This window comes from Kitasatospora sp. NPDC090091 (assembly GCF_044747365.1).
Taxonomy (GTDB): Bacteria; Actinomycetota; Actinomycetes; order Streptomycetales; family Streptomycetaceae; genus Kitasatospora.
The window spans coordinates 258,520-285,470 of record NZ_JBIVDY010000008.1 but is presented as its reverse complement, the minus strand read 5'-3'; the positions used below and the strand labels follow the sequence as shown (position 1 = coordinate 285,470).

Sequence of the window (26,951 nt, the reverse complement as noted above, 5' to 3'; positions counted from 1 at the left end):
CCGGCTACCGCGCGTAGGGGTTGTCGCTCGGCGGAGAAGGCGGACCGTACGCGGGCGGCGGCGGCACCGCCGGCCCGCCCTGCTGCGGCGGGTACCCGACCGGGGCCGGGGGCACCGGCGGCGCGGCCGGACCGGGCGGGGCCGCGGACGGGGCCGCGGACGGAGCCGCCGACGCCGCGCCGCGCCGGCGCAGGACGAAGAAGACCACGACCGCGACCAGCACCAGAGCGCCGACCACCGCCGCCACGACCGGCACCACGCTGTCGGAGTCGGACGCCCCGTCGGCCTTCGGCTGCGCCGCGGGCGTGCCCACGGGGGTGCTGTCGCCGCCCGGCGCCGGGCTCCCGGCGGCCGAGGGCGCCGTCGACGGCACGGTCGCCTGCGGTGAGGCCGACGGCGAGGACGCCGTGGCCGGCGAGGAGGCGGCCGGTGGCTCGGCCGCCTTCTCCTGGATCGGGTAGACGTCCGCCGGCCCGGGGTCGCCCGGCGTCGTCAGGGCGATCCGGGGGCGGACGGTGCCGTAGCCGACGGCATCGGTACGGGCCGACCCGTCGACCGGCTTCCCGGCCGTGTTCATCAGCACCCGCAGCACCTGGTTGGCGCTCCAGTCCTTGTGCACCGACCAGACCAGCGCCGCCGACGCCGAGGTGATCGCAGTGGCGTCGGAGGTGCCGTGGCCCTTGCAGTAGCCGGACGAAGCGGTGCAGGCCCCGAACATGTCGATCCCGGGAGCGACGAGGTCGACCTGCGGCCCCCGCTCCGACTCGTCCGTGGTCGAGCTGTTCCGGTCGACCGCACCGACACCCACCACATGGGGGAGCGCGCCCGGGTACTCGACCGGATTGCCCTGCTGGGCCGAGTTGCCGACGCTCGCCACGACCAGCGCGCCCTTCGCCTCCGCATGGGCGATGGCGGTGTTCGCGGTGGCGAGGTCGGCCGCCGTCGCCCAGGAGGCGTCGGTGCCCTGGGAGATGCTGATGATCTTGGCGCCGTTGTCGGCCGCGTAGGTCACGGCCTGCGCGATCTGGCGGAGCGCCACGCTCGTCGTGACCCCACCGTCCGTCTCACCGCCGTTGACCTTCAGTGGCAGCAGCTTGGCGCCCGGGGCCAGGCCGTAGGCTCCGTTCCCCGACATCCCCTTGCCGGAGCCGGCGATCAGGGCCGCCATGGCGGTGCCGTGGCCGCTCGTGTAGGTCCCCACACCGCCCGGCAGTTCGCTGAAGTCCTTGCCCTCCAGGAACTGCCCGACGAGATCCGGGTGGTCCAGCTTGAACCCGCTGTCGATCACCGCGACCGTGATGCCCTCGCCCTTGGTGGTCTTCCACATCTCCGGCGCGTGCATCGCGTCAAGGTGCCACTGCTGCGCGCGGATCGAGTCCGCCGCAGCCGCCGGCGCCACGGCCGGCCCCGCGACCACACCGGCGGCCAAGAGTGCCGCAGCGAACCCGCGACCGCGCCTCCCCGTGTCAGTTCGCCGCATCACTGCTCCTCGTCAGTCTCCCCGTGGGCCGGGGGCCGCAGCCCCCGGACAGGTCTGCCCGGCCACCGGGGTGGGCCCAGTGGCCGGGCAGTCGTCACTACCTACTCAATCACGTCCGGGTTGCTCCGCGGCGTACCGCTGGTCCAGGTCTCCTCGTCCTCGTGCAGGTAGTCCGCCCGCTTGCGGCGGTCGCGCTCGTTCTTGCCCGGGCCTCCGGACGTGCCGGGGGCGCCCATCATGCCGTTCTGGCCGGAGCGCGCCCCGCCCTCGGCACCCGCGCCGCCCGCGCCCGCGGCGGAGCGGTTCCGCAGACCCGTGCCGCCGGGGGTGAACTCGCCACCCGCCTTGGGACCGCTGCGCCCGCCGACCGTGCCGCCGCCGAAGGAGGTCAGCCCGCGACCGCGCGCGCTGCCGCCGGAGGCACCGCCGCCGCCGTGGCCGCCGGCGCCCGGGTGCATGCCGCCACCCATGCCGCCGCCGCCCGCCGTGCTCCTGCCGCCCTGGCCGGTCTGGGGCTGCTGGCCGAAGACCGGGCCGCCGCCCGGGGTTCCCGGCGTGCCGTTCTTCGACGGCACGTTGCCACCGCCGAAGGTGCTCGTGCGGCCCGACGTCGGTCCGGTGCCCTTGAGCGGGACGGAGCCGCCGCTGGGGCCGAACGGGAGCGGCCCGGTGCCCGGGAAGGCGGGACCGCCGCCGGGTCCGTTCGGGTAGCCCTGCTGCCCGCCGGGGTAGCTCGGCGGCAGGCTGCCCGGGACGCCCGGGCCGATCGGACCGGTCTGGTTGGGCAGCGTCGTGACGGGCGGCAGGCTGTTGAGGTCGGTGCCGGGCCGGTCGGGGATGACCGGCACCGGGGCCGGCCCGGGCGACGGGGTGGGCGGCAGCGGGGTCGGCCCGTTGTGCGGCGGGACCGGGTCGATCCGCCCCGGCTGGTTGGGGCCGTCGGGGCCCGGAGTGCGCGGAAGAGGCGTCACCGAGCCGCCACCACCACCGTGGTTGCCGGGCGGGCTGTAGCTGCCGCCACCGCCGCCCACACCGCCGTGCGGGGTGCGGACGGTACCGCCGGAGCCCGTACCACCGCTGCCACCGCCGCCGACCTCCTCAAGGCCGCCGCGGTTGTCGTTGCTCCCCGGCGGCTTCAGCTCCGCCGGCGTCTCCAGCGCGTTCAGCTTCGTCGCCACCGCGTCGTAGGCCTGCCCCAGCTTCACCATCTGGTTGATGGCTTCCTGGTGCTCCTGCTCGACCTTCTTCTGCGCCGCCGCCGCCTCGGCCCCCGTCACCCAGTTGGGGTTGGCCTGCTTCATGACCGAGTCGACGGTGGAGCCGACCCCGTACTTGGCCTCGAAGTCGGAGGGCAGGTACGGGACGGACTGGTTCTTGTGCTTGCTGACGGTGGCGATCTCCGTCTTGGGCAGCTCGGGCACCGCGGTCTTCGCGGTGCTCAGCGCCTCGCCGGCCTGGTGGATCGCGTCGCCGACGCCGATCGAGTACTCGGCCAGCGCCGCACCCGACTTGTGGAAGTTCCCGGCCCACGCCTTGAAGGCCTCGCCCGCCGGCCCTTCCCACTGGATCTGGTCGACGTGGGACTTGAGGGCCGCGCTGAGCTCCTTCAGGACCTCGCCGGCCGACTTCAGCCGGCTGCCCCGGCTCAGCACCTTGCTCGGGTCGGCACTGGCGACCATGGCCCTGAGCTGTTCGTGGCCCTTGGCCTCGAAGTTCGTTCCGCCTGCCATCACATGCTCCCCGTGTCAGTCGAAGTGTCGCGCCGTGCCACCGTCACAGCCCACCGGTCTGCGTGCCCGGGCTGCCGCTCGGCGACCCGCCGAAACCGCTGTTCTTCGCCACGGCCTGATGGGCGGCGGTCGTGTGCTCCTCGTTGCCCGCGTAGTTGGCCGCCGCCTTCGAGACCGCCGCCTGCATGGCCTCGATCTGCTTCACGAAGACCTGGTGCATGTTCACCAGCTCGTTGTGGGTCCGCTGGTAGGCCGACGTCACATCGGTGGACTGGGAGAAGTCCTTGCCGAAGTTGTCTCCGTGCAGCCGCTGCTGCTGCAGCTTGTCCTGCGCGGCGTCCGAACCCTCCATCTGGTCGAGCAGCCCCTTCACCTTGTTCGTGAAGGTGATCAGCGTGTTCAGCTCGACCTGGACGTTCTTGCCACCGAACGCGGACACCAGCGCGGCCGCGCTGGTGCTTGTCTCCGCGGCCCGGACCATCTTGTCGGCAACGCCGAACACGGCGCCGAACCAGCCGCCGTGGTTGTCGTGTCCGAGCGAGAACGGCTTGTCGTCCAGGGGCGGCGTCGCCGCGCCGTTCGTCGTGCTCGTACCGTCGCCTGCAGGCGCGTCTGCCACCGCGATCCACCTCTCCCCCGTGCGCGGGCGACCCCAGGCCCCCGCGCCCCGCAACACACCGTCAACTTCTCGGTCCTACAGTCCTACCGGTGCACCGGCCCCACCCGAGGGGACGGCAGGCACCCCCGCCATCGTAACCACCGCCTCCGTCGGACCGGCAGGGCCCATGGCACGACTGTGCGCGATCGGTACGAACTTGACACGTACAACTCGCGTCCTGCGCCCAGAACCCGTACGCCGCCCAGGCCTTACCGGCCCCCACCGCCCCGAACGCCGCCGCCCCTGAACACCGCCGGGCCGTGCATGCGGGTCCGAAACCCGCCGCACGGCCCGGCGCCGAACGGAACTCGGACGACTCAGACCTGCTCGGCCAGCTCCAGCCAGCTCATCTCCAGCTCCTCCTTCTCGTCCCGGACGCTGCGAAGCTGCGTGTCCAGCTCCGCGACCTTGGAGAAGTCGGCGGCGTGCTCGGCGAGTTGAGCGTGCAGCTTGGACTCCTTCTCGTCCAGCTTGGCGATCTGACGCTCCAGCTTCTGCATCTCCTTCTTCGCCGCGCGCACGTCGCCGGCCGACAGCGCGGGCGCCCCGGCCTCCGCGGCCGGTGCCGGAGCGGCGGCGGACGCGGTGGCAGCCGCGGTGGCCGCCATCCGGGCGCGCCGCTCCAGGTACTCGTCGATGCCGTTCGGCAGCATCCGCATCCGCTTGTCACCGAGCAGCGCGTGCACCACGTCGGTGGTCCGCTCGATGAAGAACCGGTCGTGGCTGATCACGACCATCGAGCCGGGCCAGCCGTCGAGCAGGTCCTCCAGCTGGTTGAGCGTCTCGATGTCGAGGTCGTTGGTGGGCTCGTCCAGGAACAGGACGTTGGGCTCGTCCATCAGCAGCCGCAGCAGCTGGAGCCGGCGGCGCTCACCGCCCGACAGGTCGCCGACCGGGGTCCACTGCTTGTCCTTGCCGAAGCCGAACTGCTCGCAGAGCTGGCCCGCGCTCATCTCCCGGCCCTTGCCGAGGTCGACCCGCGAGCGCACCTGCTCGACCGCCTGCAGCACGCGGATGGTCGGCTCCAGCTCGGCGACCTCCTGCGAGAGGTACGCCAGCCGGACCGTCTTGCCGACCTTGATGACGCCCGAGGCGGGCTGCACGTCGCCCTCGGAGGCGTAGGCGTCGCGCAGGGCGCGCAGCAGCGAGGTCTTGCCGGCGCCGTTGACGCCGAGCAGGCCGATCCGGTCACCGGGGCCGAGCTGCCAGGTCAGGTTCTCCAGCAGCAGCTTGGGGCCGGCCTTGACGGTCACGTTCTCCAGGTCGAAAACGGTCCGTCCGAGCCGGGCGTTGGCGAACTTCATCAGCTCGCTCTTGTCCCGCGGCTCCGGCACGTCGGCGATCAGGGCGTTGGCGGCCTCGATCCGGTAGCGCGGCTTGGAGGTCCGGGCGGGGGCGCCGCGGCGCAGCCAGGCGAGCTCCTTGCGGGCGAGGTTCTGGCGCTTCTGCTCCTCGACGGCCTCGATCCGGGAGCGCTCGGCGCGGGCGAAGACGTAGTCGGAGTAGCCGCCCTCGTACTCGTGCACGGAGCCGTGCTGGACGTCCCACATCCGGGTGCAGACCTGGTCGAGGAACCAGCGGTCGTGGGTGACGCAGACGAGGGCGGAGCGGCGGTTCTGCAGGTGCTTGGCGAGCCAGGCGATGCCCTCGACGTCGAGGTGGTTGGTGGGCTCGTCCAGGACGATCAGGTCGGGCGAGTCGAGCAGCAGCTTGGCGAGGGCGATCCGGCGGCGCTCGCCGCCGGAGAGCGGGCCGATGACGGTGTCCAGGCCGTCAGCGAAGCCGGGCAGGTCGAGGCCGCCGAAGAGGCCCTCGATGATGTCGCGGATCCGGGCGTCGCCGAGCCACTCGTGGTCGGCGCGGTCGGCGATGACCTCGTGCCGGATGGTGGCCTTCGGGTCGAGCGAGTCGTGCTGGGTGAGGACGGCGAGCTGCAGGCCGCCGGACCAGGTGATCCGGCCGCTGTCCACCTCCTCCAGCTTGGCGAGCATCCGGATCAGGGTGGTCTTGCCGTCGCCGTTGCGCCCGACGACGCCGATCCGGTCCCCCTCACTGACGCCGAGGCTGACCCCGTCGAGGAGGGCCCGGGTGCCGTAGACCTTCGTGACGGACTCGATGGTGGCGAGGTTGACGGCCACGTGTGCTGCGCTCCTGGTTCGACGGGCTCGGGGCTCGGAGGGAGCCGCGATCCTCCCCAGCCTAGTCGGCCGCCCGGGGGCCGGTCGGCCGTCCCCGGCCGGGCGGCGCCCCGCCCCGGCCGCCCCCGGCTCTGGCCGGGGGCGGGTCAGCTCCCCAGGACCGACGCGCCCGGCACCGGCCCGTACGTGGCGTGCGCCGCCCGGCAGGTGCCGGACGCCCGCAGCGCCGCGGCGACCGCCGCGGCCGCGTCGGCGTCCTTGGCCAGGAAGGCGCAGGTCGGTCCCGAGCCGGAGACCAGCGCGCCGAGCGCGCCGGCCTCGGTGCCGGCCCGCAGGGTGTCGGCGAGCGCGGGCCGCAGCGAGAGGGCGGCCGGCTGGAGGTCGTTGGCGAGCGCTTCGGCCAGGGCGACGACGTCGCCGTCGGCGAGGGCCGCGAGCAGCGCCGGGTCGGCGTCGGGGGTGGTGACGTCGGTGTCGCTGGAGCCGGTGCCGGCCTCGTCGCGGAGGCGGTCGCACTCGCGGAAGACGGCCGGGGTGGAGAGCCCGCCGTCGGCGACGGCGAAGACCCAGTGGAAGGTCCCGCCGACCGGCAGGGCCTCCAGGATCTCGCCCCGGCCGCGGCCCAGGGCGACGCCGCCGAGCAGCGCGAACGGTACGTCGGAGCCGAGCTCGGCGGCCAGCTCCAGCAGGGTGTCGAGCGGGGTGTCGAGCCCCCACAGTGCGTCGCAGGCCACCAGGGCCGCCGCGCCGTCGGCGCTGCCGCCGGCCATGCCGCCGGCCACCGGGATGGCCTTGGCGATGTGCAGGTGGACGCCGGGGTCGGCGATGCCGTGGTGGGTGGCGAGCAGCCGGGCGGCGCGGGCGGCGAGGTTGCTGTCGTCGAGCGGGACGACGGCGGCGTCCGGCCCCGAGCAGGTCAGGGTGACGCCGGTGCCGGCGGTCGCGGTGACCTCGTCGCCGAGGGCGACCGCGAAGAACACGTTGGCCAGGTCGTGGAAGCCGTCGGCGCGCAGGCCGCCGACCCCCAGCTGGACGTTGACCTTGGCGGGGACGCGGACGGTGACGCTCACTCGGAGTCCTTCGCTGGCTTGTGCTCGGCGATGGCGGCGAACTGCTCGACGGTCAGCATCTCGCCGCGCAGCTTGTGGTCGATGCCGGCGGCGGCGAGCGCCTGCTCGGCTCCGGCCGGGGAGCCGGCCCAGCCGGCCAGGGCGGCCCGCAGGGTCTTGCGGCGCTGGGCGAACGCGGCGTCGACGACCGCGAACACCTCCTCGCGGGTGGCGGTGGTCTTCGGCGGCTCCCGGCGGATCAGCGAGACCAGGCCGGAGTCGACGTTCGGGGCGGGCCAGAAGACGTTGCGGCCGATCGCGCCGGCCCGCTTCACGTCCGCGTACCAGTTGGCCTTGACCGACGGGACGCCGTAGACCTTGTTGCCGGGCTTGGCGGCGAGGCGGTCGGCGACCTCGCTCTGCACCATCACCAGGGTGCGCTCGATGCTGGGGAAGGTCGCCAGCATGTGCAGCAGCACCGGGACGGCCACGTTGTAGGGGAGGTTGGCGACCAGTGCGGTCGGCGCCGGCCCGGGCAGCTCGGTGACCTCCATGGCGTCGCTGAACACCAGGTCGAAGGCGTCCGCCTTCTCCGGCATCCGGGCGGCGACGGTGTCCGGCAGGTGCCGGGCCAGCACCGGGTCGATCTCGACGGCCGTGACGTGCTCGGCGACCTCCAGCAGCGCCAGGGTGAGCGAGCCGAGCCCCGGCCCGACCTCCACCACGGCGTCCTCGCCGGTCACCCCGCCGGCGCGGACGATCCGCCGCACGGTGTTGCCGTCGATGACGAAGTTCTGCCCGCGCTGCTTGGTCGGCTTCACGCCGAACGCGTCCGCCAGTGCCCGGATGTCCGCGCTGCCCAGCAGGGGGGTCCCCCCGGCCGGAGACTGGGGGCGGCTGTCAGGGGTGGGATCGGTGGTGCTCACGCGCCAAGGATACGGGCGCGGCGGCCCCGCGCCGTTCGACGGCCGCCGCGCGGCCGGTCTGCGCCGAACCGTTTCTGCCCGGCGCGGGGCGGCCTCGACCGGCTCAGTATCCGAACGCCCGGGCCGTGTTCGCCGCGATGGCCGCCGACAGCTCGTCCTCGTGCAGCCCGAGGGTCTCGGCCATCGACCGCACCGTGACCGGGATCAGGTACGGCGCGTTGGGGCGGCCGCGGTACGGGTGCGGGGTGAGGAAGGGCGCGTCGGTCTCGACCAGGACGCGGTCCAGCGGGGTGGCGGCGAGGGCGTCGCGCAGCGGCTGGTTGGCCTTGAAGGTGACCGGGCCGGCGAACGAGAGGTACCAGCCGTGCTCGGCGCAGACCTTGGCCATCCCGGCGTCGCCGGAGTAGCAGTGGAAGACGGTCCGCTCGGGGGCGCCCTCCTCCAGCAGGACGGCGATGACGTCCTCGTGGGCGTCCCGGTCGTGGATCACCAGGGCCTTGTCGTGCCGTTTGGCCATCTCGATGTGGCGGCGGAACGACTCCTTCTGGATCTCCACGCCCTCCGGGCCGGTCCGGAAGTAGTCCAGGCCGGTCTCGCCGACCGCGACCACCTGTGGCAGTGCGGCGAGCGCGTCGATCTCGGCGAGCGCCGCGTCGAGCGCGGCCTGCCCGCCGGCCGGGCGCTGCTGCCCGGACCAGCCGTCGGGGTCGCCGAGGAAGATCCGCGGCGCCTCGTTGGGGTGCAGGGCGACGGCCGCGTGCACCTGCTCGAACCGGGCCGCCAGCTCGGCGGCCCAGCGGGAGCCGGGCACGTCGCAGCCGACCTGGACGACGGTGGTCACGCCGACGGAGGCGGCGCGGGCCAGGCCCTCGTCGGGGGTGCCGGACTGCATGTCCAGGTGGGTGTGCGAGTCGGCCACCGCCACCGCCAGCGGGGCGGGCAGCGGCGGCGGCGTCGACCGGTCGTCGTCCGTCTTCTTCGGCATCAGGCGGCCGGCTTCTCTTCCAGGCGGGGGAACAGGATCTCGCCCTTGGTGACGGTGGCGCCGGCGGGCAGCCGGCCCCAGTCCGCGGCGGTGGCGACGGTCTGCGCGGACAGCGCGCCGAGGCCGGCCGCGTCGGCGCCCAGCGAGGCCCAGAGCTTCTCGGCGGTGGCCGGCATCACCGGGTTGAGCAGGACGGCGGTCGCCCGCAGCGCCTCGGCGGCGGTGTAGAGGATGGTGGCCAGGCGCGCCCGGCCCTCCTGGGAGTCGTCCTTGGCGACCTTCCACGGCTCCTGCTCGGTGAGGTAGCCGTTGACCTGCTTGACGAAGTCGAAGACCGCGGCGATGCCGCCGGCGAAGTCCAGCTCCTCGCCGATCTTCCGGTCGGCGGCCGCGACGGCGGCGGTCAGGCCGTCGGCCACCGCCTGCTCGGCCGGGCCCGCGGCGGTGGCGGCGGGCAGCACGCCGTCGAAGTACTTGCCGACCATGGCCGCGACCCGCGAGGCGAGGTTGCCGAAGTCGTTGGCCAGCTCGGAGGTGTACCGGGCGGAGAAGTCCTCCCAGGAGAACGAGCCGTCGGTGCCGAACGGGATCGCCCGCAGGAAGTAGTAGCGGTAGGCGTCCACGCCGAAGTGCGAGGTGAGGTCGGTGGGGGAGATGCCGGTCAGGTTGGACTTGGACATCTTCTCGCCGCCGACCATCAGCCAGCCGTTGGCCACGACCCGCTTGGGCAGCGGCAGCCCGGCGGCCATCAGCATCGCGGGCCAGATCACCGCGTGGAAGCGCAGGATGTCCTTGCCGACCAGGTGGACGGAGGCGGGCCAGAGCTCGGCGAAGCGCTCCGGGTCGGTGCCGTAGCCGGCCGCGGTGATGTAGTTCTGCAGGGCGTCCACCCACACGTACAGGACGTGCTTCTCGTCCCAGGGCAGCGGCACGCCCCAGTTGAAGGTGGAGCGGGAGATCGAGAGGTCCTTGAGGTCCTGCTCGACGAAGCGCAGCACCTCGTTGCGGGCCGAGGCGGGCTGGATGAAGTCGGGGTTGGCGGCGTAGAACTCCAGCAGCTTCGGGCCGTACGCGGAGAGGCGGAAGAAGTAGTTCTCCTCCTCCAGCCACTCGACCGGCCGCTTGTGCACCGCGCAGAGCTTCTCGCCCTCGGTGGCGCCGTCCAGCAGCTCGGCCGGGAGCTTGTACTCCTCGCAGCCGACGCAGTACGGGCCGGAGTAGCCGCCCTTGTAGATCTCGCCCTTGTCGTGGAGGTCCTGGACGAACTCCTGGACCCGGGCGGTGTGCCGCTCCTGGGTGGTCCGGATGAAGTCGTCGTTGGCGATCTCCAGGTGCTGCCAGAGCGGCTTCCACTCCTCCTCGACCAGCTTGTCGCACCACTCCTGCGGGCTGACGCCGTTGGCCTCGGCGGTGCGCAGGATCTTCTGGCCGTGCTCGTCGGTGCCGGTCAGGAACCAGACCTTCTCACCGCGCTGGCGGTGCCAGCGGGTCAGCACGTCGCCGGCCACCGTGGTGTAGGCGTGGCCCAGGTGCGGGCGATCGTTGACGTAGTAGATCGGGGTGGAGACGTAGTACGCCGGGGTGGTGCTCCCGGTGGTGCTGTGCTCTGCAGTGGCCGCCATGGTCGGCAAGCTTAATCGCGTGCGGAGGCCGCCCTCGACCGATCGCTCGGGGGTGGGCGGCCCGGCACCGGCGGCCCTGCCGCCGCCCCGCGGTCGCGGGGCGGCGCAGCGGCGGTCAGCCGGTCAGCCGCGACCAGAACCGGGCCCAGCGTCCGCGCGGTCTGGCCGGCTCGGCCGCCTTCGGGGCGGCGGGAGTGGCCCCGGGGGGCTCGGCGTACCCCGAGTACCCGGGGGCGTGGTGCCAGAGATGGTCCGCTTCCGCGACCCGGCCCTCGCGCATGATCCGGACGGTGTGGCCGCCGCAGCCCGGGCAGGTCGGCTTGAGCAGCGGGGACGGCACCCGGACGCCGTTGGCGTGGTACTCGAACACGACGTGTCCGTCCCGGCCCACCTTGTGCTCGATGTCGTACGTCTGCTCCCACCCGTACCCGCAGCTCAGGCAGGCGAAGGAGTACGCCTCCCGGACGGTCTCGACGGGAGTGTGCGGCCGGCCGGTCAGGCCGGGGTCGCTCAGCGCATTGCCACCGCGGGGGCTACCGATCGTCTCACTCATAGCCGTCTCCCAGCGCCCGCCGGGCCCTCGCCCGGCTGGGTCTTTCCCATCCAGGGAATGCCCGGAACGCCCCGGCCGATGCCCGTCTTGTGAAGACTTGGAAGCGGGTTGGGAATCCCTATACGAAAGGGTGGGTCCTGTCCCGAAATCCCGGCCGAAGCTTCAGCTCGACGGGTGTTTACCAGGGGCCTTCCCTCCAAGGTACGCGTCCGCACCGGGAGCGGCACCCCCGCGTTCACGGCTTCGCGCCGGCCTCCCCGCGGTCCGCGTTCTTGGCCGCGACCACCGCGTCGAAGACTTCCCGCTTGGGCACCGACAGCTCGGCCGCGACGGCTGCGATGGCCTCCTTGCGCCGCTCGCCGGCCTCCTCGCGGACGGCCACCAGGCGGGCCAGCTCGGCCGGGGTCAGCTCCTGCGGGGCGGCCGGCGGGGCGCCGGCGACCACCACGGTGATCTCGCCCTTGACGCCCTCGGCCGCCCAGGCCGCCAGCTCGCCGAGCGGGCCGCGCCTGACCTCCTCGTAGGTCTTGGTCAGCTCGCGGCAGACGGCGGCGGGGCGGTCCGCGCCGAAGGCCCCGGCCATCGCGGCCAGCGCCTCGGCGATCCGGTGCGGGGCCTCGAAGAACACCATCGTGCGTGGTTCGGCGGCGATCGAGGCGAGCTGGCGGGCCCGGTCCCCGGTCTTGCGCGGCAGGAAGCCCTCGAAGGTGAAGCGGTCGACCGGCAGGCCGGACAGCGCCAGCGCGGTGAGCACGGCGGACGGGCCGGGCACCGCGGTGACCTTGACGTCGGCGGCCACCGCCGCGGCCACCAGCCGGTAGCCGGGGTCGGAGACGGAGGGCATCCCGGCGTCCGTGACCAGCAGCACCCGGGCGCCGCCGAGCAGCGCCTCGACCAGCTCGGGGGTGCGGCCGACCTCGTTGCCCTCGAAGTAGGAGACCACCCGCCCGGCCGGGGCGACCCCGAGCGCCTGGGTGAGCCGGCGCAGCCGCCGGGTGTCCTCCGCCGCGATCACGTCCGCGGTGGCCAGCTCGGTGAGCAGCCGGGGCGGGGCGTCCGAGACGTCGCCGATGGGGGTGCCTGTGAGAACGAGTACTCCTGTCACGCGCCCCATCCTCCCAGCATCGGCGGCCCGGGGGAGTCCGCGGCCGGCCCGGGTGCTTTTGGTGACGATTCGGGCAGCTTCGGAGGGAGCCGTCCTCCCTTCCGGGAGCGCCCCTACGATGTGGCGGATGAACGGCGACACGGCGGCGCAGACGCCCACGGGTACAGACCACCCCGCGCAGGGCGGCGTCGGCGTGCCGGTCCTGACGGACCAGCCGTCCCCCGCGGTCCCGGGCCCGCGCGCACCCGACGCCGACGGCCCGGCCTCGCGCCCGGCCTGGCTGCACCGCCTGGCCCGGTACGGCTACACCCCGCCGCCCGCGGCCACCCTGGCCGAGCGGCTGGCGCCGCCGATGCCGGACGGCCCCCGGGTCACCCCGGCGCGGGTGGCCCCCTCCCCGCTGCTGCTGCGGCTCGGCATACCCGTGCCGCAGGGCCTCTGGTCCTGGCTCTGCCGCTGGGCGGGCTGGATCGGCCCGCTGGTGGTGGCGCTGTTCGCCGGGGTGCTCCGGTTCAGCGGCCTCGGGCAGCCGGACGCGATCATCTTCGACGAGACGTACTACGCCAAGGACGCCTACGCGCTCTGGCACGGCGGCTACGAGATCAGCTGGCCGGAGGGCGCCAACGAGCAGATCATGGCCGGCGGGGCGGTGCCCTACCGGCCGGAGGCCAGCTACGTGGTCCATCCGCCGGTCGGCAAGTGGATCATCGGCGCGGGCGAGCAGCTGTTCGGCATGAACCCCTTCGGCTGGCGCTTCGCGGTGGCGCTGCTCGGCACCCTCTCCGTCCTGATGGTGGCCCGGATCGCCCGCCGGCTCTTCCGCAGCACGCTGCTGGGCTGCGTGGCGGGGCTGCTGCTGGCGGTGGACGGCCTGCACTTCGTGCTGAGCCGCTCCGCGCTGCTGGACCTGGTGGTGATGTTCTGGATCCTCGCCGCCTTCGGCTTCCTGCTGCTGGACCGCGACCGCACCCGGGCGCGGATCGCCGAGCGGCTCGGCGGCGTCGCGGACGCCGCGGCGGCCCGGCGGCTCAACCTGGGCTGGCGCCCGTACCGGATCGCGGCCGGCGTCTGCGTCGGCCTGACCTGCGCGACCAAGTGGAGCGGGCTCTACGTGGCGGCTGCCTTCGGCCTCATGACGGTGCTCTGGGACGCCGGGGCCCGCCGCCTCGCCGGCGCCGGCCGCCCGTACCTGGGGACGCTGGTGCGGGATGCCGTACCGGCCTTCGTCTCGATCGTCGTGGTCTCCGCGGTCGTGTACGTCACCTCGTGGTGGGGCTGGTTCGCCAGCAGCAACCTGCCCGGCCGGGGCGGCTACGGCCGCGACTGGGCGGTCGGCCGGTCCACCGACTACCCGTGGATACCCGAGGGCCTGCGGGCCCTGTGGCACTACCACTCGACGGTGTACGACTTCCACACCCACCTGAGCGACCCGCACACCTACCAGTCGAACCCGTGGAGCTGGCTGGTGCTGGGCCGGCCGGTCTCCTTCTTCTACGAGTCCCCCAAGCAGGGCCAGGCGGGCTGCACCGCGAGCGAGTGCGCCCGCGAGGTGCTGGGCATCGGCACCCCGCTGCTCTGGTGGGCGGGCGTGGTGGCGCTGGCGTACTGCCTCTGGCGCTGGGCTGCCCGGCGGGACTGGCGGGCCGGCGCGGTGCTCTGCGGCCTGGCCGCCGGCTACCTGCCCTGGTTCGCCTACCAGCAGCGGACCATCTTCCTCTTCTACGCAGTGGCCTTCGTCCCGTTCGTGGTCCTCGCCGTGACGATGCTGGTCGGCGCCCTGATCGGGCCGGCCGGCGCGGGCCGGGACCGCCGGATCATCGGTTCCACCACGGCCGGTCTGCTGGTCCTGCTGATCGTGTGGAACTTTCTCTTCTTCCACCCCCTGTATACGGGGCAGACGATTCCGATGGAGGACTGGCGCAGGCGGATGTGGTTCGACAGCTGGATCTGACGGCTCCGAGCACGGGAACCTTGCGGACGGGGTGCTCGGCACGTACCAGATCCGTCACAAGTCCCGGCCGCGTCGTCGGCCTGCGGAGATCGGCTGCCTAGGCTGAGCACCGAACGCGTATCCGGCCACTCCGGTTGCGTCCAGTCGCCAGACCCTTGGGGGAGCAACACCATGCGCAAAGGCGCGAAGATCGGCATCATCACCGGCGTGTCCCTCGCTGTGCTCGCCGGCGGCGGGTACGGGGCGTACAGCCTCGTCGGCGGCTCGGACTCCGGTGCGCCGGAGGCGAAGAAGCCCCGGACTGTGGTCGCCGAGCCCCCCACCGCCGAGCAGGCCGCGGCCGGCGCCAAGGACTTCCTGGAAGCCTGGGCCGCGGGCGACCTCGGCAAGGCGGCCGGGCTGACCGACGACCCGGCGGCCGCCACGGCCGCGCTGACCGCGTTCAAGGACCAGGTCAAGCCGAGCGGGCTGACCCTCGCGCCGTCGGGTCCGGCCACGCCGGCCGCCTTCGCCTCCGCGACCGGGACGCCGTCGCCCACCGCCAAGCCGTCCGCCCCCGCCTCGGCCTCCGCCACGCCGTCCGCGGCCGGCACCGGGTCCGCCTCGCCGTCCGCCTCGGCGGCGCCGGCCGGCGTGCTGATGGGCTTCAAGGCCCGGGCCGAGTTCGAGGGCACCAACCGGGTCTGGGACTACAACGGCTTCCTGAGCGTCGTGAAGATGAGCGACGACACCCCGGCCGTGCACTGGGCGCCGACGGTGATCCACCCCCACCTGGGCCCCGGCGAGGTGATCGCCACCCAGCCGGTCTTCGCCCCGCCCGGGAACGTGGTCGACCGCAACAACAAGCCGCTGCAGGGCGCCTCGATCACCCCGACGCTGCTCACCACGCTGCAGGACAACGTCCGCAAGATCCAGGCGGCCGACCCGGGCAAGGACCAGAGCGACGCCGGCAGCGGTGTGGTGATCACCACCGCGGACGGCAAGGGCGCCACCGACAAGCTGTTCACCATCGTCGAGCCGAAGCCGGCCAAGCCGTTCAAGGTGACGATCGACAACACGCTGCAGGCCGCCGCCGAGAAGGCGATGGCCGACCTCGGCGGCAAGTCCGGCTCGATCGTCGCGATCGAGCCGAGCACCGGCCAGGTGCTGGCCTTCGCCAACGCGCCCGCCAACGGCCAGAACCGGGCCTTCCTCGGCCTGCTCGCCCCCGGCTCCACCATGAAGATCGTCACCTCGACGGCCCTGCTGGAGGCCGGCGTCAACCCGGACACCGTGGTGCCCTGCCCGGTGAAGAGCAGCAACCCGAAGGCGATCCCGAACTCGTTCCCGGACGCCTACCCGAACAACACGCTGCAGCAGGACTTCATGATCTCCTGCAACACCGCCTTCATCGACCAGGGCCTGGCCAGCCTCAAGCCGGGCGCGCTGACCTCCACCGCCAAGGACGTCTACGGCATCGGCCTGGAGTGGAAGACCGGCCTGCCGAACGCCGACGGCCGGGTGCCGGACGCCGGCGCCAACAAGGACGAGCAGGCCATGCAGTCCATCGGCCAGGGCAAGATCCAGATGAACCCGCTGGCCATCGCCTCGATCACCGCCACGGTGCAGAGCGGCGAGTTCAAGCAGCCGGTCATGGTCGCCGACCTGCCGCAGCAGAAGGCCGCCCGCAACCTCTCGCCCGACGCCGCCGGCAAGCTGCGCGCGATGATGGCGGCCACCGCCAAGGACGGCACCGCCAAGGCCGTGATGGCCGGGATCTCCGACAACGCGGGCGCCAAGACCGGCTCGGCGGAGGCCACCGGCGTCGACACCACCAACAGCTGGTTCACCGCCTACCGCGGCAACCTCGCCCTCGCCGCCGAGGTCCAGGGCGGCGGCCACGGCGCCGACGCGGCCGGCCCGGCCGTCGCCGCCGTCATCAAGGCCGCCGGCAACCGCTGAGCCCGCGCCCGTCCTGCCCCGGTCACCTCCGGGGCAGGACGGCCTCCGGCCGGGCCAGCAGGCAGCCGGCCGGGACGGGCGGCCGCGCGCTCCACCGCCGGGCCGCCAGCCGGGGCCAGATCACCAGCACCGACGGCAGCGCCAGGTAGCCGAACCGCCCGGCCGGCGCCAGCATGAACGCGATCGTCAGCCCGGCCGCCAGCAGGTCGGCGGCGGCGATCGCGGAGACCGGCGGCCGGGCCAGCAGCCAGATCGCCACCCCCAGGCCGCCGATCGTCATCAGCGCCAGCGACACCGAGTGCCCGGTCGGCCCGAAGCCGGCCAGCACCTTGCCCGGCAGCGGGCTGCCGGCCGGCGTCTGGATCGCGGTCAGGCCCAGCGGGAACCGCACCACCTGCTCGCGCAACGCGTCGGCCCGGGCCAGCGCGGCGGGCACGATGACCACGAGGCCGGCCCCGAGGGCGGTGAGCCCGGCCCGGGCGGCGGGGCGGCGTCCGTAGAGCCGCCAGAGCAGCAGCACGGCCACCGGCAGCGCCGGCCAGGCCGTCCACTTCAGCGTGCAGGCCATCGCGAGGACGAGTCCGGCGCCGATCGTGCGGTCCCGCTCGGCGAGGGCCATGGCCAGGCAGCAGACCCCGATCAGCGGCAGGTCCACCCCGCCCACCACCAGTGCCAGCGCTATCAGGGGCGAGGCGGTGAGTACCGCCAGCGGCAGCAGGGGCGCGCGGTCGCGGGTCGGCCGCAGCAGCCGCCAGCTCGCCAGCAGGCAGACGACGAAGGCCAGTGCGAACCAGATCCGGGCGTCGCCCACCAGCTGGGCCACCGGGTTTCCGCTGCCCACCAGGGCGCGGGGCATTCCGAACAGGGACATGGCCGGCAGGTACGGGTTGTAGTCGGTGACGACCACGGGGTGCGGCAGGTAGGGGCTGCCGGTGGTGAGCAGCAGGTGCGCCGAGCGTTCGACCACCATCACCTCGGACTGGTGGCGGCCCTCCAGGGCCAGCAGGGCCAGCGGCACCAGGACGGCGCCGATCAGTGCGGTCGCGGCCGCGGCGCGGGGCGCGATCCGGCGCGGCAGGGTCAGGCAGAGGAGCCCGGCGAGGGCGTAGGCGGGGGCGGCGAGGGCGCCCCAGAGCCGCTGGTTGGGAAGGTCGGAGACGAGCGGGAAGGCCGCCGCCCAGCCGGCGGCGATCAGACAGCCGAGGAACTGGACGCGGCGCCGCGCGGCGAGCCGGGCGGGATTCACACGATCGGGCGTGGGCGGAAACGTGTTCTCGCCACGCTGACGGGGGAACGGTCGGGGGCCGAGGCCGCGGACCGGGGGTCCGGGCGGGGTCGTCGATCCGGCCGATGCGGCCGGGGCCGGCGTTCTCGTACGGCCGGTGAAGCGGCCGCGCGGGCGGGAGAAGCCGGGCGTGCGGGTGCTCACCATGGTGGAAGGTTATGGGTGGGGGCGGTGCCCTGTCGCCATGTCGGCCCAGGGAGTGTCCGGCGTTACGCACGGGGCCGCCGGGGTGTGGTCACCACCGGCGGCCCCGTGCACGGGTGCCCTGCAGGGCCCCGGGCTCAGCCGATCTTGCTGTCGGCCGGCTCCTCGACCGCGGCGGTCTCCTCGGCGCGCTCCAGCTTGGAGTGCTTGATGCTGTAGCCGAAGTAGACGGCCACCGCGACGACCAGCGCGACGGCGCCGGCCTCGAAGGTGTCCGCGTGCAGACCGGTGATCAGGTAGATGCAGAAGCCGACGCTGAGCACCGGGACGACCGGGTAGCCGGGGACCTTGAAGCCGCGCGGCAGGTCGGGCTGGGTGCGGCGCAGCACGATCACGCCGATCGAGACCACCGAGAAGGCGATCAGGGTGCCGAGGCTGGTGATGTCGGCCAACTTCTCCAGCGGGATGAAGGCGGCCAGCGCGCCGACGCCGAGGCCGACCACGATGGTGTTCCAGACCGGGGTGCCGGTGCGCGGCGAGAGCTGGGCGAAGCGCTTGGGCAGCATGCCGTCGCGGCCCATCGAGTACAGGATGCGGGTCTGGCCGTAGATCACCACGAGGGTGATGGAGAAGATCGAGATGATCGCGCCGACCGCGAAGATCATCGCGGGCCAGCTCTGGCCGGTGATGTCCTGCAGGATCTGGGCGAGGCCGGCCTCCTGGCCGTCGAACTTCTCCCAGGGCTGGGCGCCGATGCCGGCCAGGGCCACCAGGATGTAGAGCAGCGTCACCACGACCAGCGAGATGATGATCGCCAGCGGCAGGGTGCGGCGCGGGTTCTTGACCTCCTCACCGGCGGTGGACACGGCGTCCAGGCCGATGAACGAGAAGAAGATGCTGGAGGCCGCGACCTGGACGCCGCCGATGCCGAGCGGCATGAACGGGGTCAGGTTGCCGGAGTGGAACGCGGTCAGTGCGACGCCGATGAAGAGCACCAGGATGACGATCTTCACGGCGACCATGGCCGCGTTGACCTTGACCGACTCGCTGACGCCGCGGATCAGCAGGAAGCAGACCATGGCGACCAGCAGCAGCGCCGGCAGGTTGAACCAGTGACCGTCGCCGGGCGCGCCGGCCAGCTTGTCCGGGATCTGCCAGCCGATGGCCAGGTCGAGGAACTTGTTCAGGTACTCGGCCCAGCTGACCGCGATCGCGGAGGCCGAGACGCCGTACTCCATGAGCAGGCAGATGCCGACCACGAAGGCCACGCCCTCGCCGAGGGTGGCGTAGGCGTACGAGTACGAGGAGCCGGAGACCGGGATGGCGGAGGCCATCTCGGCGTAGCAGAGCGCGGTGAGGCCCGCGGTGACCGCGGCGATCACGAAGGAGAGGATCACGGCCGGGCCGGCCGACGGCACCGCGCTGTTCAGCACGAAGAAGATGCCGGTGCCGATGGTGGCGCCGATGCCGATCGAGGACAGCTGCCAGAGGCCGATCGAGCGGCGCAGGTGGATGCCGGAGCGCCCGCCCTCTTCGGGAGCGCCGGCGGGCAGGGCATCGGCGCCCTCGCTCTCGGCGATCAGGGCGGAGACGGGCTTGCGTCGCAGCAGACGCGCACCAACGGTGTTGCTGGCCAAAACGACGATCCTTCTGGGCGGGGAGGGTGTCCTAGCGGCCGGTCACTCGACGCGCCATCTGGTGTCATCGCGGACCAACCGAACAAAGATGGGACAGTACCGCGCGAATGCACCAGTGTCGCAAACGAACAGTACGATCGAGCGCATTGTACGAATTGTCAGATCCGCCTACACAAACCGGACACTTCGCCAACGGCGGATCCCTCCGACAGCGGCTAAGCCCCAGGTCAGGGGTGCTGAAGTGGTTCAACCACTGAGCACGGCCTGCATCACCGCGCGGGCGACCGGCGCCGCCAGCCCGCCACCCGTCACATCCGTGGCGTTACTGTCCGCGATCACCACGGCGACCGCCACCGGCGGCACCGCACCCGAGCCGGCCGGCTTGGCCCAGGAGATGAACCAGGCGTACGGCGTCCCGCTGTTGTCCGCCCCGTGCTCGGCGGTGCCGGTCTTGCCGCCGACGACCGCGCCGGGGATCCGGGCGTTGCGGCCGGTGCCGGTCTCCACCACGTCGACCATCAGCCGCTGCACCTGCCCGGCCACCGCCGGGGTCACCGCCTGCCGGTAGGCGGCCGGCTGCATCAGCTGGACGGTGGTCCCGTCACTGCGGGTCAGCTTATCCACAAGCTGTGGACGCATCACGGTGCCGTTGTCGGCGATCCCGGCCGCGACCATCGCCATCACCAGCGGGGTGGCGGCGGTGTCGTACTGCCCGATCGACGAGAGGGCCAGCTGGGCCCGGTCCATCTCGGTGTCGAAGACCGAGCGGACCGGCCGGACCGGCACGTCCAGCCTGGCGTCGTTGAACCCGAAGTTCTCCGCCATGGCGACCATGCCCTCCAGCCCGACCTGCACCCCGAGGTAGCCCAGGACGCTGTTGCAGCTGTGGACCATCGCGGCGTCCAGCGACTGCCCCGGCTGGTTGCACGCCGGGGTGTCGTTGGGCAGCGGGGTCGTGGTGCCCGGCAGCACGTACGGGTACGGCGCCCCGGTCGGCGCGTCGACGTCGGTGACCACCCCGTGCTGCAGCGCGGCCGCGGCGGTGACCACCTTGAACGTCGAACCGGGCGGGTAGGTCTGGCGCAGCGCCCGGTTGAGCATCGGCTGCTCGGTGTCGGCCTGCAGCCGGTTCCAGGCCGCCTGGTCGGCGGAGACGGCGCCGGCGAAGCTCCCCGGGTCGTACGTGGGGGTGCTGGCGAGCGCCAGGATCCGGCCGGTGGCGGGCTCGATCGCGACGACCGCGCCCTTCTGGTTGCCCAGCGCGCGCATCGCGGCCTCCTGCGCGGCGCGGTCGATGGTGGTGTGGACGTCGCCGCCCGGGTTCTGCCGGCGGGCGACGGCGTCCCAGACGGCCCAGCTCGCCAGCCGGGGGTCGATGCCGGACAGCAGCGCGTCCTCGGTCCCCTCCAGCTGGCTGTTGCCGTAGGCCTGCGAGGAGTACCCGGTGACAGCGGCGTAGAGCGGGCCCGCGGTGTACGTGCGCTTGTAGTCGTACCGGCCCCCGGTGGGCACCGAGCCGGTGACGGTGTCGGCACCGACCCGGATGTTGCCGCGCGGCTGGGAGTACCGCTCGATGACCAACCGCTGGTTGGCCGGGTTGTGGTTCAGCTCCTTGGCCCGGAACACCTGCACCCGGGTGGCCTGCGCGCAGAGCGCCACGATCAGCAGCAGGCAGAAGGTGCCGGCCCGGCGGCCGGTGACGGAGATCCCTGGCAGGCCCTGCGGCCCGTTCCCGTTTCCGTTCCCGTTCCCGTTGCGGCCGGACCGGGGCCGGGGCCGGGGCTGGGAGCCGCCGCCGTTCCCGCGGCCGTTCCCCGGGCCGTTGCCGGTGCGGTCGCGGGCCATCAGCCCTCCTCCGGGGGCCGGCGGGCGAGGTCGCTCATCCGGACCAGCAGCGCCACGATGATCCAGTTGGTCACCACCGAGGAACCTCCCTGCGCCACGAAGGGCAGCGTCATCCCGGTCAGCGGGATGAGGTCCAGCACCCCGCCGGCCACCACGAACACCTGGAGGCCGACGATGGCCGCGAGCCCGATCGCCAGCAGCCGCCCGAACGGGTCCCGCAGGGCGATGCCGGTCCGGAAGCCCCGGGAGACCAGCACCGCGTACAGCAGGAACACCGCGAAGAGCCCGGCCAGGCCCAGCTCCTCGCCGATGGTGGCCAGGATGAAGTCCGACTTGGCGGCGAAGCCGATCAGGATCGAGTGCCCGTTGCCGAGCCCGGCGCCCAGCTCCCCGCCCCAGGCGAAGGCGAACAGCGACTGGGCGATCTGGTTGGCACCGCGGCCGGCCGCGATCGAGCCGAGCGGGTCGAGCCAGTCGCCGACCCGGCTGTGCACGTGCGGCGAGATCAGGCCGACCCCGACCGCCGCCACCGCGGCCAGGAACAGGCCGATGGCGATCCAGCCGCTGCGCGCGGTGGCCACGTAGAGCATCACCACGAAGAGGCCGAAGAGGAGCAGCGAGGTGCCGAGGTCGGTCTCCAGCACCAGGACGCCGACGAAGACCGCCCAGATCACCAGGACGGGCGCCAGCACCCGCCCGGGCGGCAGCCGGAACCGCCGGACCCGGCGGCCGGTGAGCGCCAGTGCGTCCCGGTGCACCGCCAGGTACGCCGCGAAGAAGACCGCCAGCAGGATCTTGGCGAACTCCCCCGGCTGGAACGAGAGCGGGCCGACCGTGATCCAGATCCGCGAGCCGTACACCGGCGGGAAGAGGACCGGCAGGACCAGCAGCACCAGCGCCACCAGCGCGCCGAGGTAGGCGTAGCGCTGCAGCCGCCGGTGGTCGCGCACCAGCAGGACCACGGCGATGAACAGCCCGACCCCGAGGGCCGACCAGAGCAGTTGGGCGGGCGCCGCGTCGCCGCGGGGGGCGGCCCGGTCCAGCCGGTAGATGACGACCAGCCCGATCCCGTTCAGCAGCACGCCGATCGGCAGCAGCAGCGGGTCCGCGTACGGCGCCTTCCAGCGGACCACGGCGTGCGCCAGCAGCGCGAGCGCGCCCAGCGCGGCGCCGTACTGGCCCGCGTCGGCGGGCACCGTGCCGTCGATGTTGCCGCCCACCTCGGCGTAGCCGAGCACGGCGAGCAGCACGGCGGCCAGGACCAGCGCGAGTTCGGTGTTGCGCCGGGTGGGCACCGCCCGGCGCGGCCGGCCGGCGGTTCTCGTCACGGCGGAGGGTGTCGCCACGGACCGTCCTGGGTGTCCTGCTGCAGTGGTGTCGCGGAGCGGAGCCGTACGGGTCCTCCCGTCGGTCGGGCGTGCCGGCCGGCCGGCGCCGGACCGACGGGAGGACCCGCCCGGCACCGGTGCCCCTTTTCGTCACCCTAACGAGCACTATCCATATGTATGTGTTCTTCCGTCCGGTGTGTCCCGCATTGACCGTCGGACCGCCGGCGCCGCACAGCGCCCCGCCCACGCCCGGCCGGGTGCTCCGTCCACGGCCGACCGGCGTACGCCCCCGCGCCCGCGGCCCGATCGCCCACCGGCGCCCGGGAGTTCACGCCGGAGTCCGGTCCTGCGCCCGGCCGGCCCGGACGGCCGGGGGGAACTGATGCTCCCTCGGGCACGGCCTAGGATCGGCGCGTGATTACCGGACGACGACCAAAGGCCAGGCTCGGCAGCCTGCTGGCCGCCCTGGCGATAACCGGCGGGGCGCTGCTCAGCGGCCTGCCCGCCCATGCCGACGAACCATCAGCCCCCGGAGCAGCCGCCGGCAAGGAAGCCCCCCGGGTCGACCTCGTGCTGGACGTCAGCGGCTCCATGCGGGCCACCGACATCCAGGGCAAGAGCCGCATCGCGGTGGCCCAGCAGTCGCTGAACGAGGTGATCGACGCCCTGCCCGCGGAGACCGAGTTCGGCATCCGCACCCTCGGCGCCAACTACCCCGGCGACGACAAGGTCCAGGGCTGCCAGGACACCAAGCAGCTCTTCCCGGTCGGGAAGACCAACAAGACCGAGGCCAAGACCGCCGTCGCCACCCTGCGGCCCACCGGCTGGACCCCGATCGGCCTGGCCCTGCGCGGCGCCGCCCAGGACCTCGGCAAGGGCGAGACCACCCGCCGGGTGGTGCTGATCACCGACGGCGAGGACTCCTGCGCCCCGCCGGACCCGTGCGACGTGGCCCGCGAGCTCGCCGCCCAGGGCATCCACCTGGTGGTCGACACCCTCGGCCTGGCCCACGACGACAAGACCCGCCAGCAGCTGCTCTGCATCGCCAACGCCACCGGCGGCACCTACACCGACGTCCGGACCCAGGAGCAGCTCACCGACAAGGTGAAGCAGCTGGTCGACCGCTCCAACGACACCTACACGGTGACGCCGGTCAAGACCGCCGGCACCGACAAGTGCGAGAGCGCGCCCGTCCTCACCCCCGGCGTCTACAGCGACCGCGAGAAGTTCTCCGAGCACCGTGTCTACCGCGTCCCGGTCAAGGCCGGGCAGGAGCTGCGCGCCTCGGTCAGCGTCGCGCTGGACCGGGCGGTGGCCCGCGACTACGGCGTCCTCCTCCAGGCCACCAGCGCAACCGGCCAGGAGCTGGTCCGCGGCACCGACGCCGGCAGCGGCCGGACCGACGTGATCTCCGCCGGCCTGCGCTGGTCCGCCGACGACTCCAAGGGCTACGCCACCGCCACGCCGTCCGCCTCCGCGAGCGGCAAGCCGGAGACCACCGTCTGCCTGGTCGTCAGCAACTCGCTGGCCGGGCAGCCCGGCGTCCAGGCCGACCCGGGCCTGCCGCTGGAGCTGACCGTCGACCTCGCCGCCGCCTCCCCCGCCCCGGACGGCCCCGCGATGGGCCTCGGCCGCGGCTGGATCCTGCTGCTGGTGCTCACCCTGGCCGGCCTGATCACCGGCCTGCTGTTCGGCTGGATCGCGCGCTGGCGGATCGCTGTCTGGCAGGAGAACTGACCATGCCCAACCCGACGATCCGCGGCGCCCTGGCCGGCCTCGCCCTGCTCCCGGCCCTCGCCCTCGCAGCCCCGGCCGCCTCGGCCGCCTCGCCCTCGCCCACCGCGAGCGGCACCCCCGCCCCGGCCACCAAGGCCGGGACGTCCTTCCTGACCGCCATCAACCTCTCCCCCGGCCAGGACGCCAAGGTCGCCGCCTCCACCGGCGACTACCTGTACTGGGCCTTCGGCGCCTCCGAGGGCCAGACCCCGACGGTCGGCCTGACCGTCGGCCTGGCCGCCGCCACCGACCGGCACGGCCCGCAGACCTGGAGCGTCGAGGTGTTCGACGGGCTGCGCCGCCGCCAGTCCTGCACCGGCGGCACCCAGAACGCGACCGCCGACACCGGCACCTCGTCGATCACGCTGAGCTGCACCCTGCGCGAGGTCCGCTCCTGGGCCGAGCCGTGGTCCGGCGACCCGCTGCCGGGCACCTACTACGTCCGCCTCTCGGTCTCCGACGCCCCGCAGCCGGACCTCGGCCTCGCCGCCTCCGTCCAGCTGCACGTCGGCGCCAAGGGCGACGCGGACAACGCCCAGCCCGAGGGCGGCGACCTCAAGGCCCCCCTCGTCCCGCCGGCCGGCGGCGGTGCGTCCACCGCGAAGGCGGCCGCGCCGGAGGAGACCGAGGAGCACTGGTACACGGGCTGGTTCTCCGGCTGGAACAGCCGCTGGTTCTGGACGCTCGGCGGGGGCGCCCTGGCCGCCCTGGCGGGCGTCGCGGGATACACCCTCACCCGCCATCCGCGCGGCCGCCGTCCGGCCCGCTACGGCGCGGTGCCGCCGCAGTCCGGCGCCCCGCAGCCGGGCCCGTACGCGGGCTCCGGCCAGCCGTAGCCCGCACGGACCCGCCGAACCCGCCCCGAGGGCCGGCCGGAGCACCCGCTCCGGCCGGCTCTCGGCCGTTCCCGGCGGAAACCGCGGGACCGCCCTACCCTCGAACCATGGCTCCGCGGCCGGACGGCAGGATCGTGGTCGGGGTGGACGGCTCCCCGCACTCCCACGCCGCCGTCCGCTGGGCGGCCCGGCTGGCCGTCCTCACCGGCGGGCCGCTGGAGGCGGTGACCGTCTGGGACTTCCCCTCCCTGCACGGCGCGCACGGCCTGGTGCTGCCCGCCCTGGACGGCTTCGGGCCCGAACGCCGCGCCGCCGCCATCCTCGACGAGACCCTGGCCGCCGCCGGCCTGCCGGACGGCCGCCCGGCCGTCCACCGCCGGCTCAAGGCCGGACCGGCCGGCCCCGCCCTGGTCTCCGCGGCCGCGGGCGCCGCGGTCCTCGTGCTCGGCCGCCGCGGCCGCTGCGCCCCGCCCGGCGCCCGGCTCGGCACCACCAGCCAGTACTGCGTCCACCACGCCGGCTGCACCGTGGTCCTCGTGAAGAGCGAGGACCCTCCACAGTGATCATCGTCACAGCGGCCAACCGGACCCCTCCGGCCGCCGCCTGACACCCCGTCCGGCGCCGCCGCCCCCACAACGCAGAAGTCCCGCCCGATCTGATGATCGGGCGGGACTTCCTGTTGGGTGGAGCTGAGGGGATTCGAACCCCTGACCCCCTCGATGCGAACGAGGTGCGCTACCGGACTGCGCCACAGCCCCAACGAGAAGAAACTCTAGCACCTTTCGGAGGGGGCTCGTGACCACCCCAGGAGCGCGGCCCTGGTCGGGGGTGCCGGAGCACCCCCGGGGCCGTCACTCGTTGGCGGCGCGCGGGCGGCTCTCCACCGCCGACGGATCGGCGTACTGGTCGAAGAGCGGGGTGGTGCGGGCCTCCGCCGCGCGGGCGTCCGCAGCACGGGCCTCCGCCGGGCGGCCGGCGGTCCAGGTGCCGGGGGCCGACAGGTCGAGGCCGCGGCTGACCCTGGGGGCCACCGGGGCGGTCACGTAGGTCGGCAGCGGGACCGGCACGGGCTCCCAGGAGTCCGGGCCGGCCGCGGCGCGCTCGCGCATGCCGTCGACCCACTCCTCGTGCTCGGTCGCCTCCGCCACCGCCGAGGCCGAGCCGGCCGGTCCGGTCTCCGCCGGCGCCGGGTCGGCGGCCAGCCGCAGGTGCGCCCGGCCGCGGACGGGCTCCTCGACGGCCTCCGCCGGGGCGTCCTCGACCGCGCGGGCCTCGGTGCGCTGCCGCTCGCGCTGGCGCAGCCGCTCGGCCGCCTGGGCGGCCCGGGCGCGGTCGAGCTTCACCTCGTACCGCTGGCGCTCCAGCTTGCGCAGGTGGCCGATGTAGAGGGTGAGGAGGACCGCCGGCACCGCCGGGACCCAGAGGAAGGCCAGACCGGCCACCGCCGCGACCACGGCGCCGAGCGCGAAGGCCAGGAAGAGCGCGCTGACCATCCGGCGCCGGCGGGCCAGCAGCCGCGCCCGGCGCTCGGTCCCGGCCCGCCGGTCGGCGCCGTCCACCGGGCGCTCGGCCGGGCGGTCGATCGCGGGCTCGGGGCCGGGCTCGGGGTCGGGGCCGGGGCCGGCCGGGTGCTCGGCCCGTGGTTCGGCCTCCCGGTCCGCCCCGTCCTCGCGGTCGTCGCGGTCCGCCGGGGCGCCCGCGGGGTCGCCGGAGGCGGCCTCGTCCCGTTCGGGAGGGCCGTCGTCGCTGCTCTGCTCGTCGTCACGCGGTTCGTCGCCCAGGGCCCGGGATGCCCGCCGCTCCAGCGCCGAACGCCCGGCCAGCAGGCGGATGGCGGTGCTGAAGCGTTCCGTCGGACGCGCCTCGTTGAGCTCGTCCTGCCTGCGGAGCCACATCGGCACGAGATAGGCGGCCCAGGCCCCTACGATGACGGCGTAGATAAGGCCGCTACTGCTCACGTTT

At 73.8% G+C, this 26,951-nt stretch carries 20 protein-coding genes and 1 tRNA gene; 5 read left to right on the top strand and 16 right to left on the bottom strand.

What is annotated here, in order from left to right:
- Positions 1–4: 4 nt before the first annotated feature.
- The 10 genes from ACIPSC_RS16770 to rsmI all read right to left on the bottom strand — a co-directional run bounded on the left by ACIPSC_RS16770 (position 5) and on the right by rsmI (position 12,246).
- Positions 5–1,342, bottom strand: a complete 1,338-nt coding sequence (locus ACIPSC_RS16770; protein ID WP_400826371.1) for a S8 family serine peptidase — start codon at positions 1,340–1,342, stop codon at positions 5–7.
- A 239-nt stretch (positions 1,343–1,581) separates the two neighbouring features.
- A complete protein-coding gene (locus ACIPSC_RS16765; protein WP_400826370.1) occupies positions 1,582–3,210 on the bottom strand; it encodes a WXG100 family type VII secretion target in 1,629 nt (542 codons plus the stop codon).
- Positions 3,211–3,253: 43 nt separating this feature from the next.
- Positions 3,254–3,829 carry a hypothetical protein gene (locus ACIPSC_RS16760; protein WP_400826369.1) on the bottom strand — a complete coding sequence of 192 codons (576 nt, stop codon included), beginning with the start codon at positions 3,827–3,829 and terminating at the stop codon, positions 3,254–3,256.
- A 356-nt stretch (positions 3,830–4,185) separates the two neighbouring features.
- Complete coding sequence (locus ACIPSC_RS16755; RefSeq protein WP_400826368.1) at positions 4,186–6,006, bottom strand: ABC-F family ATP-binding cassette domain-containing protein; 1,821 nt, start codon at positions 6,004–6,006, stop codon at positions 4,186–4,188.
- A 146-nt stretch (positions 6,007–6,152) separates the two neighbouring features.
- A complete protein-coding gene (locus ACIPSC_RS16750; protein ID WP_400826367.1) occupies positions 6,153–7,076 on the bottom strand; it encodes a 4-(cytidine 5'-diphospho)-2-C-methyl-D-erythritol kinase in 924 nt (307 codons plus the stop codon).
- A complete protein-coding gene (gene rsmA / locus ACIPSC_RS16745) occupies positions 7,073–7,981 on the bottom strand; it encodes a 16S rRNA (adenine(1518)-N(6)/adenine(1519)-N(6))-dimethyltransferase RsmA (RefSeq protein ID WP_400826365.1) in 909 nt (302 codons plus the stop codon). The genes ACIPSC_RS16750 and rsmA overlap by 4 nt, the downstream gene beginning before the upstream one ends.
- A gap of 103 nt (positions 7,982–8,084) precedes the next feature.
- The gene (locus tag ACIPSC_RS16740; protein ID WP_400826364.1) at positions 8,085–8,966 is read right to left on the bottom strand and encodes a TatD family hydrolase; all 882 of its coding nucleotides are present in this window, start codon (positions 8,964–8,966) and stop codon (positions 8,085–8,087) included.
- On the bottom strand, positions 8,966–10,588 hold the full coding sequence (gene metG / locus ACIPSC_RS16735) for a methionine--tRNA ligase (protein ID WP_400826363.1): 1,623 nt from the start codon (positions 10,586–10,588) through the stop codon (positions 8,966–8,968). Before metG ends, ACIPSC_RS16740 begins: the two co-directional genes overlap by 1 nt.
- A gap of 115 nt (positions 10,589–10,703) precedes the next feature.
- Positions 10,704–11,141, bottom strand: a complete 438-nt coding sequence (locus ACIPSC_RS16730; RefSeq protein ID WP_400826362.1) for a hypothetical protein — start codon at positions 11,139–11,141, stop codon at positions 10,704–10,706.
- 235 nt (positions 11,142–11,376) lie between these two features.
- Entirely contained in the window at positions 11,377–12,246 is an 870-nt protein-coding gene (rsmI, locus tag ACIPSC_RS16725; RefSeq protein WP_400826360.1) for a 16S rRNA (cytidine(1402)-2'-O)-methyltransferase, read from the bottom strand.
- Positions 12,247–12,373: 127 nt separating this feature from the next.
- Here rsmI and ACIPSC_RS16720 point away from each other — a divergent pair, with 127 nt between their 5' ends.
- On the top strand, positions 12,374–14,197 hold the full coding sequence (locus ACIPSC_RS16720) for a phospholipid carrier-dependent glycosyltransferase (protein ID WP_400826359.1): 1,824 nt from the start codon (positions 12,374–12,376) through the stop codon (positions 14,195–14,197).
- Between the two features lie 171 nt (positions 14,198–14,368).
- A complete protein-coding gene (locus ACIPSC_RS16715; RefSeq protein ID WP_400826357.1) occupies positions 14,369–16,138 on the top strand; it encodes a penicillin-binding transpeptidase domain-containing protein in 1,770 nt (589 codons plus the stop codon).
- A 22-nt stretch (positions 16,139–16,160) separates the two neighbouring features.
- Here the strand turns inward: ACIPSC_RS16715 and ACIPSC_RS16710 are convergent, their stop codons facing one another.
- The 4 genes from ACIPSC_RS16710 to ACIPSC_RS16695 all read right to left on the bottom strand — a co-directional run bounded on the left by ACIPSC_RS16710 (position 16,161) and on the right by ACIPSC_RS16695 (position 22,377).
- Entirely contained in the window at positions 16,161–17,384 is a 1,224-nt protein-coding gene (locus ACIPSC_RS16710) for a glycosyltransferase 87 family protein (RefSeq protein ID WP_400826356.1), read from the bottom strand.
- Positions 17,385–17,704: 320 nt separating this feature from the next.
- Positions 17,705–19,204, bottom strand: coding sequence for an amino acid permease (locus ACIPSC_RS16705; protein ID WP_400826354.1), 1,500 nt, complete (start codon positions 19,202–19,204; stop codon positions 17,705–17,707).
- A gap of 246 nt (positions 19,205–19,450) precedes the next feature.
- Complete coding sequence (locus ACIPSC_RS16700; RefSeq protein WP_400826353.1) at positions 19,451–21,049, bottom strand: penicillin-binding transpeptidase domain-containing protein; 1,599 nt, start codon at positions 21,047–21,049, stop codon at positions 19,451–19,453.
- Positions 21,049–22,377 (bottom strand): FtsW/RodA/SpoVE family cell cycle protein, encoded by a 1,329-nt coding sequence (locus tag ACIPSC_RS16695; protein WP_400826351.1) that lies wholly within the window; start codon positions 22,375–22,377, stop codon positions 21,049–21,051. Before ACIPSC_RS16695 ends, ACIPSC_RS16700 begins: the two co-directional genes overlap by 1 nt.
- A 414-nt stretch (positions 22,378–22,791) precedes the next feature.
- On the opposite strand from ACIPSC_RS16695, the gene ACIPSC_RS16690 reads away from it, so the two are divergent.
- From ACIPSC_RS16690 to ACIPSC_RS16680, 3 genes are all read left to right on the top strand, one after another.
- Positions 22,792–24,114 (top strand): VWA domain-containing protein, encoded by a 1,323-nt coding sequence (locus ACIPSC_RS16690; RefSeq protein ID WP_400826350.1) that lies wholly within the window; start codon positions 22,792–22,794, stop codon positions 24,112–24,114.
- Positions 24,115–24,116: 2 nt separating this feature from the next.
- The gene (locus ACIPSC_RS16685) at positions 24,117–24,989 is read left to right on the top strand and encodes a peptidase (RefSeq protein WP_400826349.1); all 873 of its coding nucleotides are present in this window, start codon (positions 24,117–24,119) and stop codon (positions 24,987–24,989) included.
- 107 nt (positions 24,990–25,096) lie between these two features.
- The gene (locus ACIPSC_RS16680; RefSeq protein WP_400826348.1) at positions 25,097–25,552 is read left to right on the top strand and encodes a universal stress protein; all 456 of its coding nucleotides are present in this window, start codon (positions 25,097–25,099) and stop codon (positions 25,550–25,552) included.
- A gap of 121 nt (positions 25,553–25,673) precedes the next feature.
- On the opposite strand, the gene ACIPSC_RS16675 is transcribed toward ACIPSC_RS16680, so the two are convergent.
- Both ACIPSC_RS16675 and glpR read right to left on the bottom strand, forming a co-directional pair.
- Positions 25,674–25,747 (bottom strand) — tRNA-Ala (locus ACIPSC_RS16675).
- 93 nt (positions 25,748–25,840) lie between these two features.
- On the bottom strand, positions 25,841–26,947 hold the full coding sequence (gene glpR, locus ACIPSC_RS16670; RefSeq protein WP_400826347.1) for a gephyrin-like molybdotransferase receptor GlpR: 1,107 nt from the start codon (positions 26,945–26,947) through the stop codon (positions 25,841–25,843).
- Positions 26,948–26,951 lie beyond the last annotated feature (4 nt).

What these genes read in the sequence shown, in the direction of transcription:
- ACIPSC_RS16770 (WP_400826371.1), bottom strand. Translation starts at nt 1,342, where the DNA reads ATGCACGCGCCGGAGATGTGGAAGACCACCAAGGGCGAGGGCATCACG.
- ACIPSC_RS16765 (WP_400826370.1), bottom strand. Translation starts at nt 3,210, where the DNA reads ATGGCAGGCGGAACGAACTTCGAGGCCAAGGGCCACGAACAGCTCAGG.
- ACIPSC_RS16740 (WP_400826364.1), bottom strand. Translation starts at nt 8,966, where the DNA reads ATGCCGAAGAAGACGGACGACGACCGGTCGACGCCGCCGCCGCTGCCC.
- metG (WP_400826363.1), bottom strand. Translation starts at nt 10,588, where the DNA reads ATGGCGGCCACTGCAGAGCACAGCACCACCGGGAGCACCACCCCGGCG.
- ACIPSC_RS16730 (WP_400826362.1), bottom strand. Translation starts at nt 11,141, where the DNA reads ATGAGTGAGACGATCGGTAGCCCCCGCGGTGGCAATGCGCTGAGCGAC.
- ACIPSC_RS16720 (WP_400826359.1), top strand. Translation starts at nt 12,374, where the DNA reads ATGAACGGCGACACGGCGGCGCAGACGCCCACGGGTACAGACCACCCC.
- ACIPSC_RS16715 (WP_400826357.1), top strand. Translation starts at nt 14,369, where the DNA reads ATGCGCAAAGGCGCGAAGATCGGCATCATCACCGGCGTGTCCCTCGCT.
- ACIPSC_RS16700 (WP_400826353.1), bottom strand. Translation starts at nt 21,049, where the DNA reads ATGGCCCGCGACCGCACCGGCAACGGCCCGGGGAACGGCCGCGGGAAC.
- ACIPSC_RS16685 (WP_400826349.1), top strand. Translation starts at nt 24,117, where the DNA reads ATGCCCAACCCGACGATCCGCGGCGCCCTGGCCGGCCTCGCCCTGCTC.
- ACIPSC_RS16680 (WP_400826348.1), top strand. Translation starts at nt 25,097, where the DNA reads ATGGCTCCGCGGCCGGACGGCAGGATCGTGGTCGGGGTGGACGGCTCC.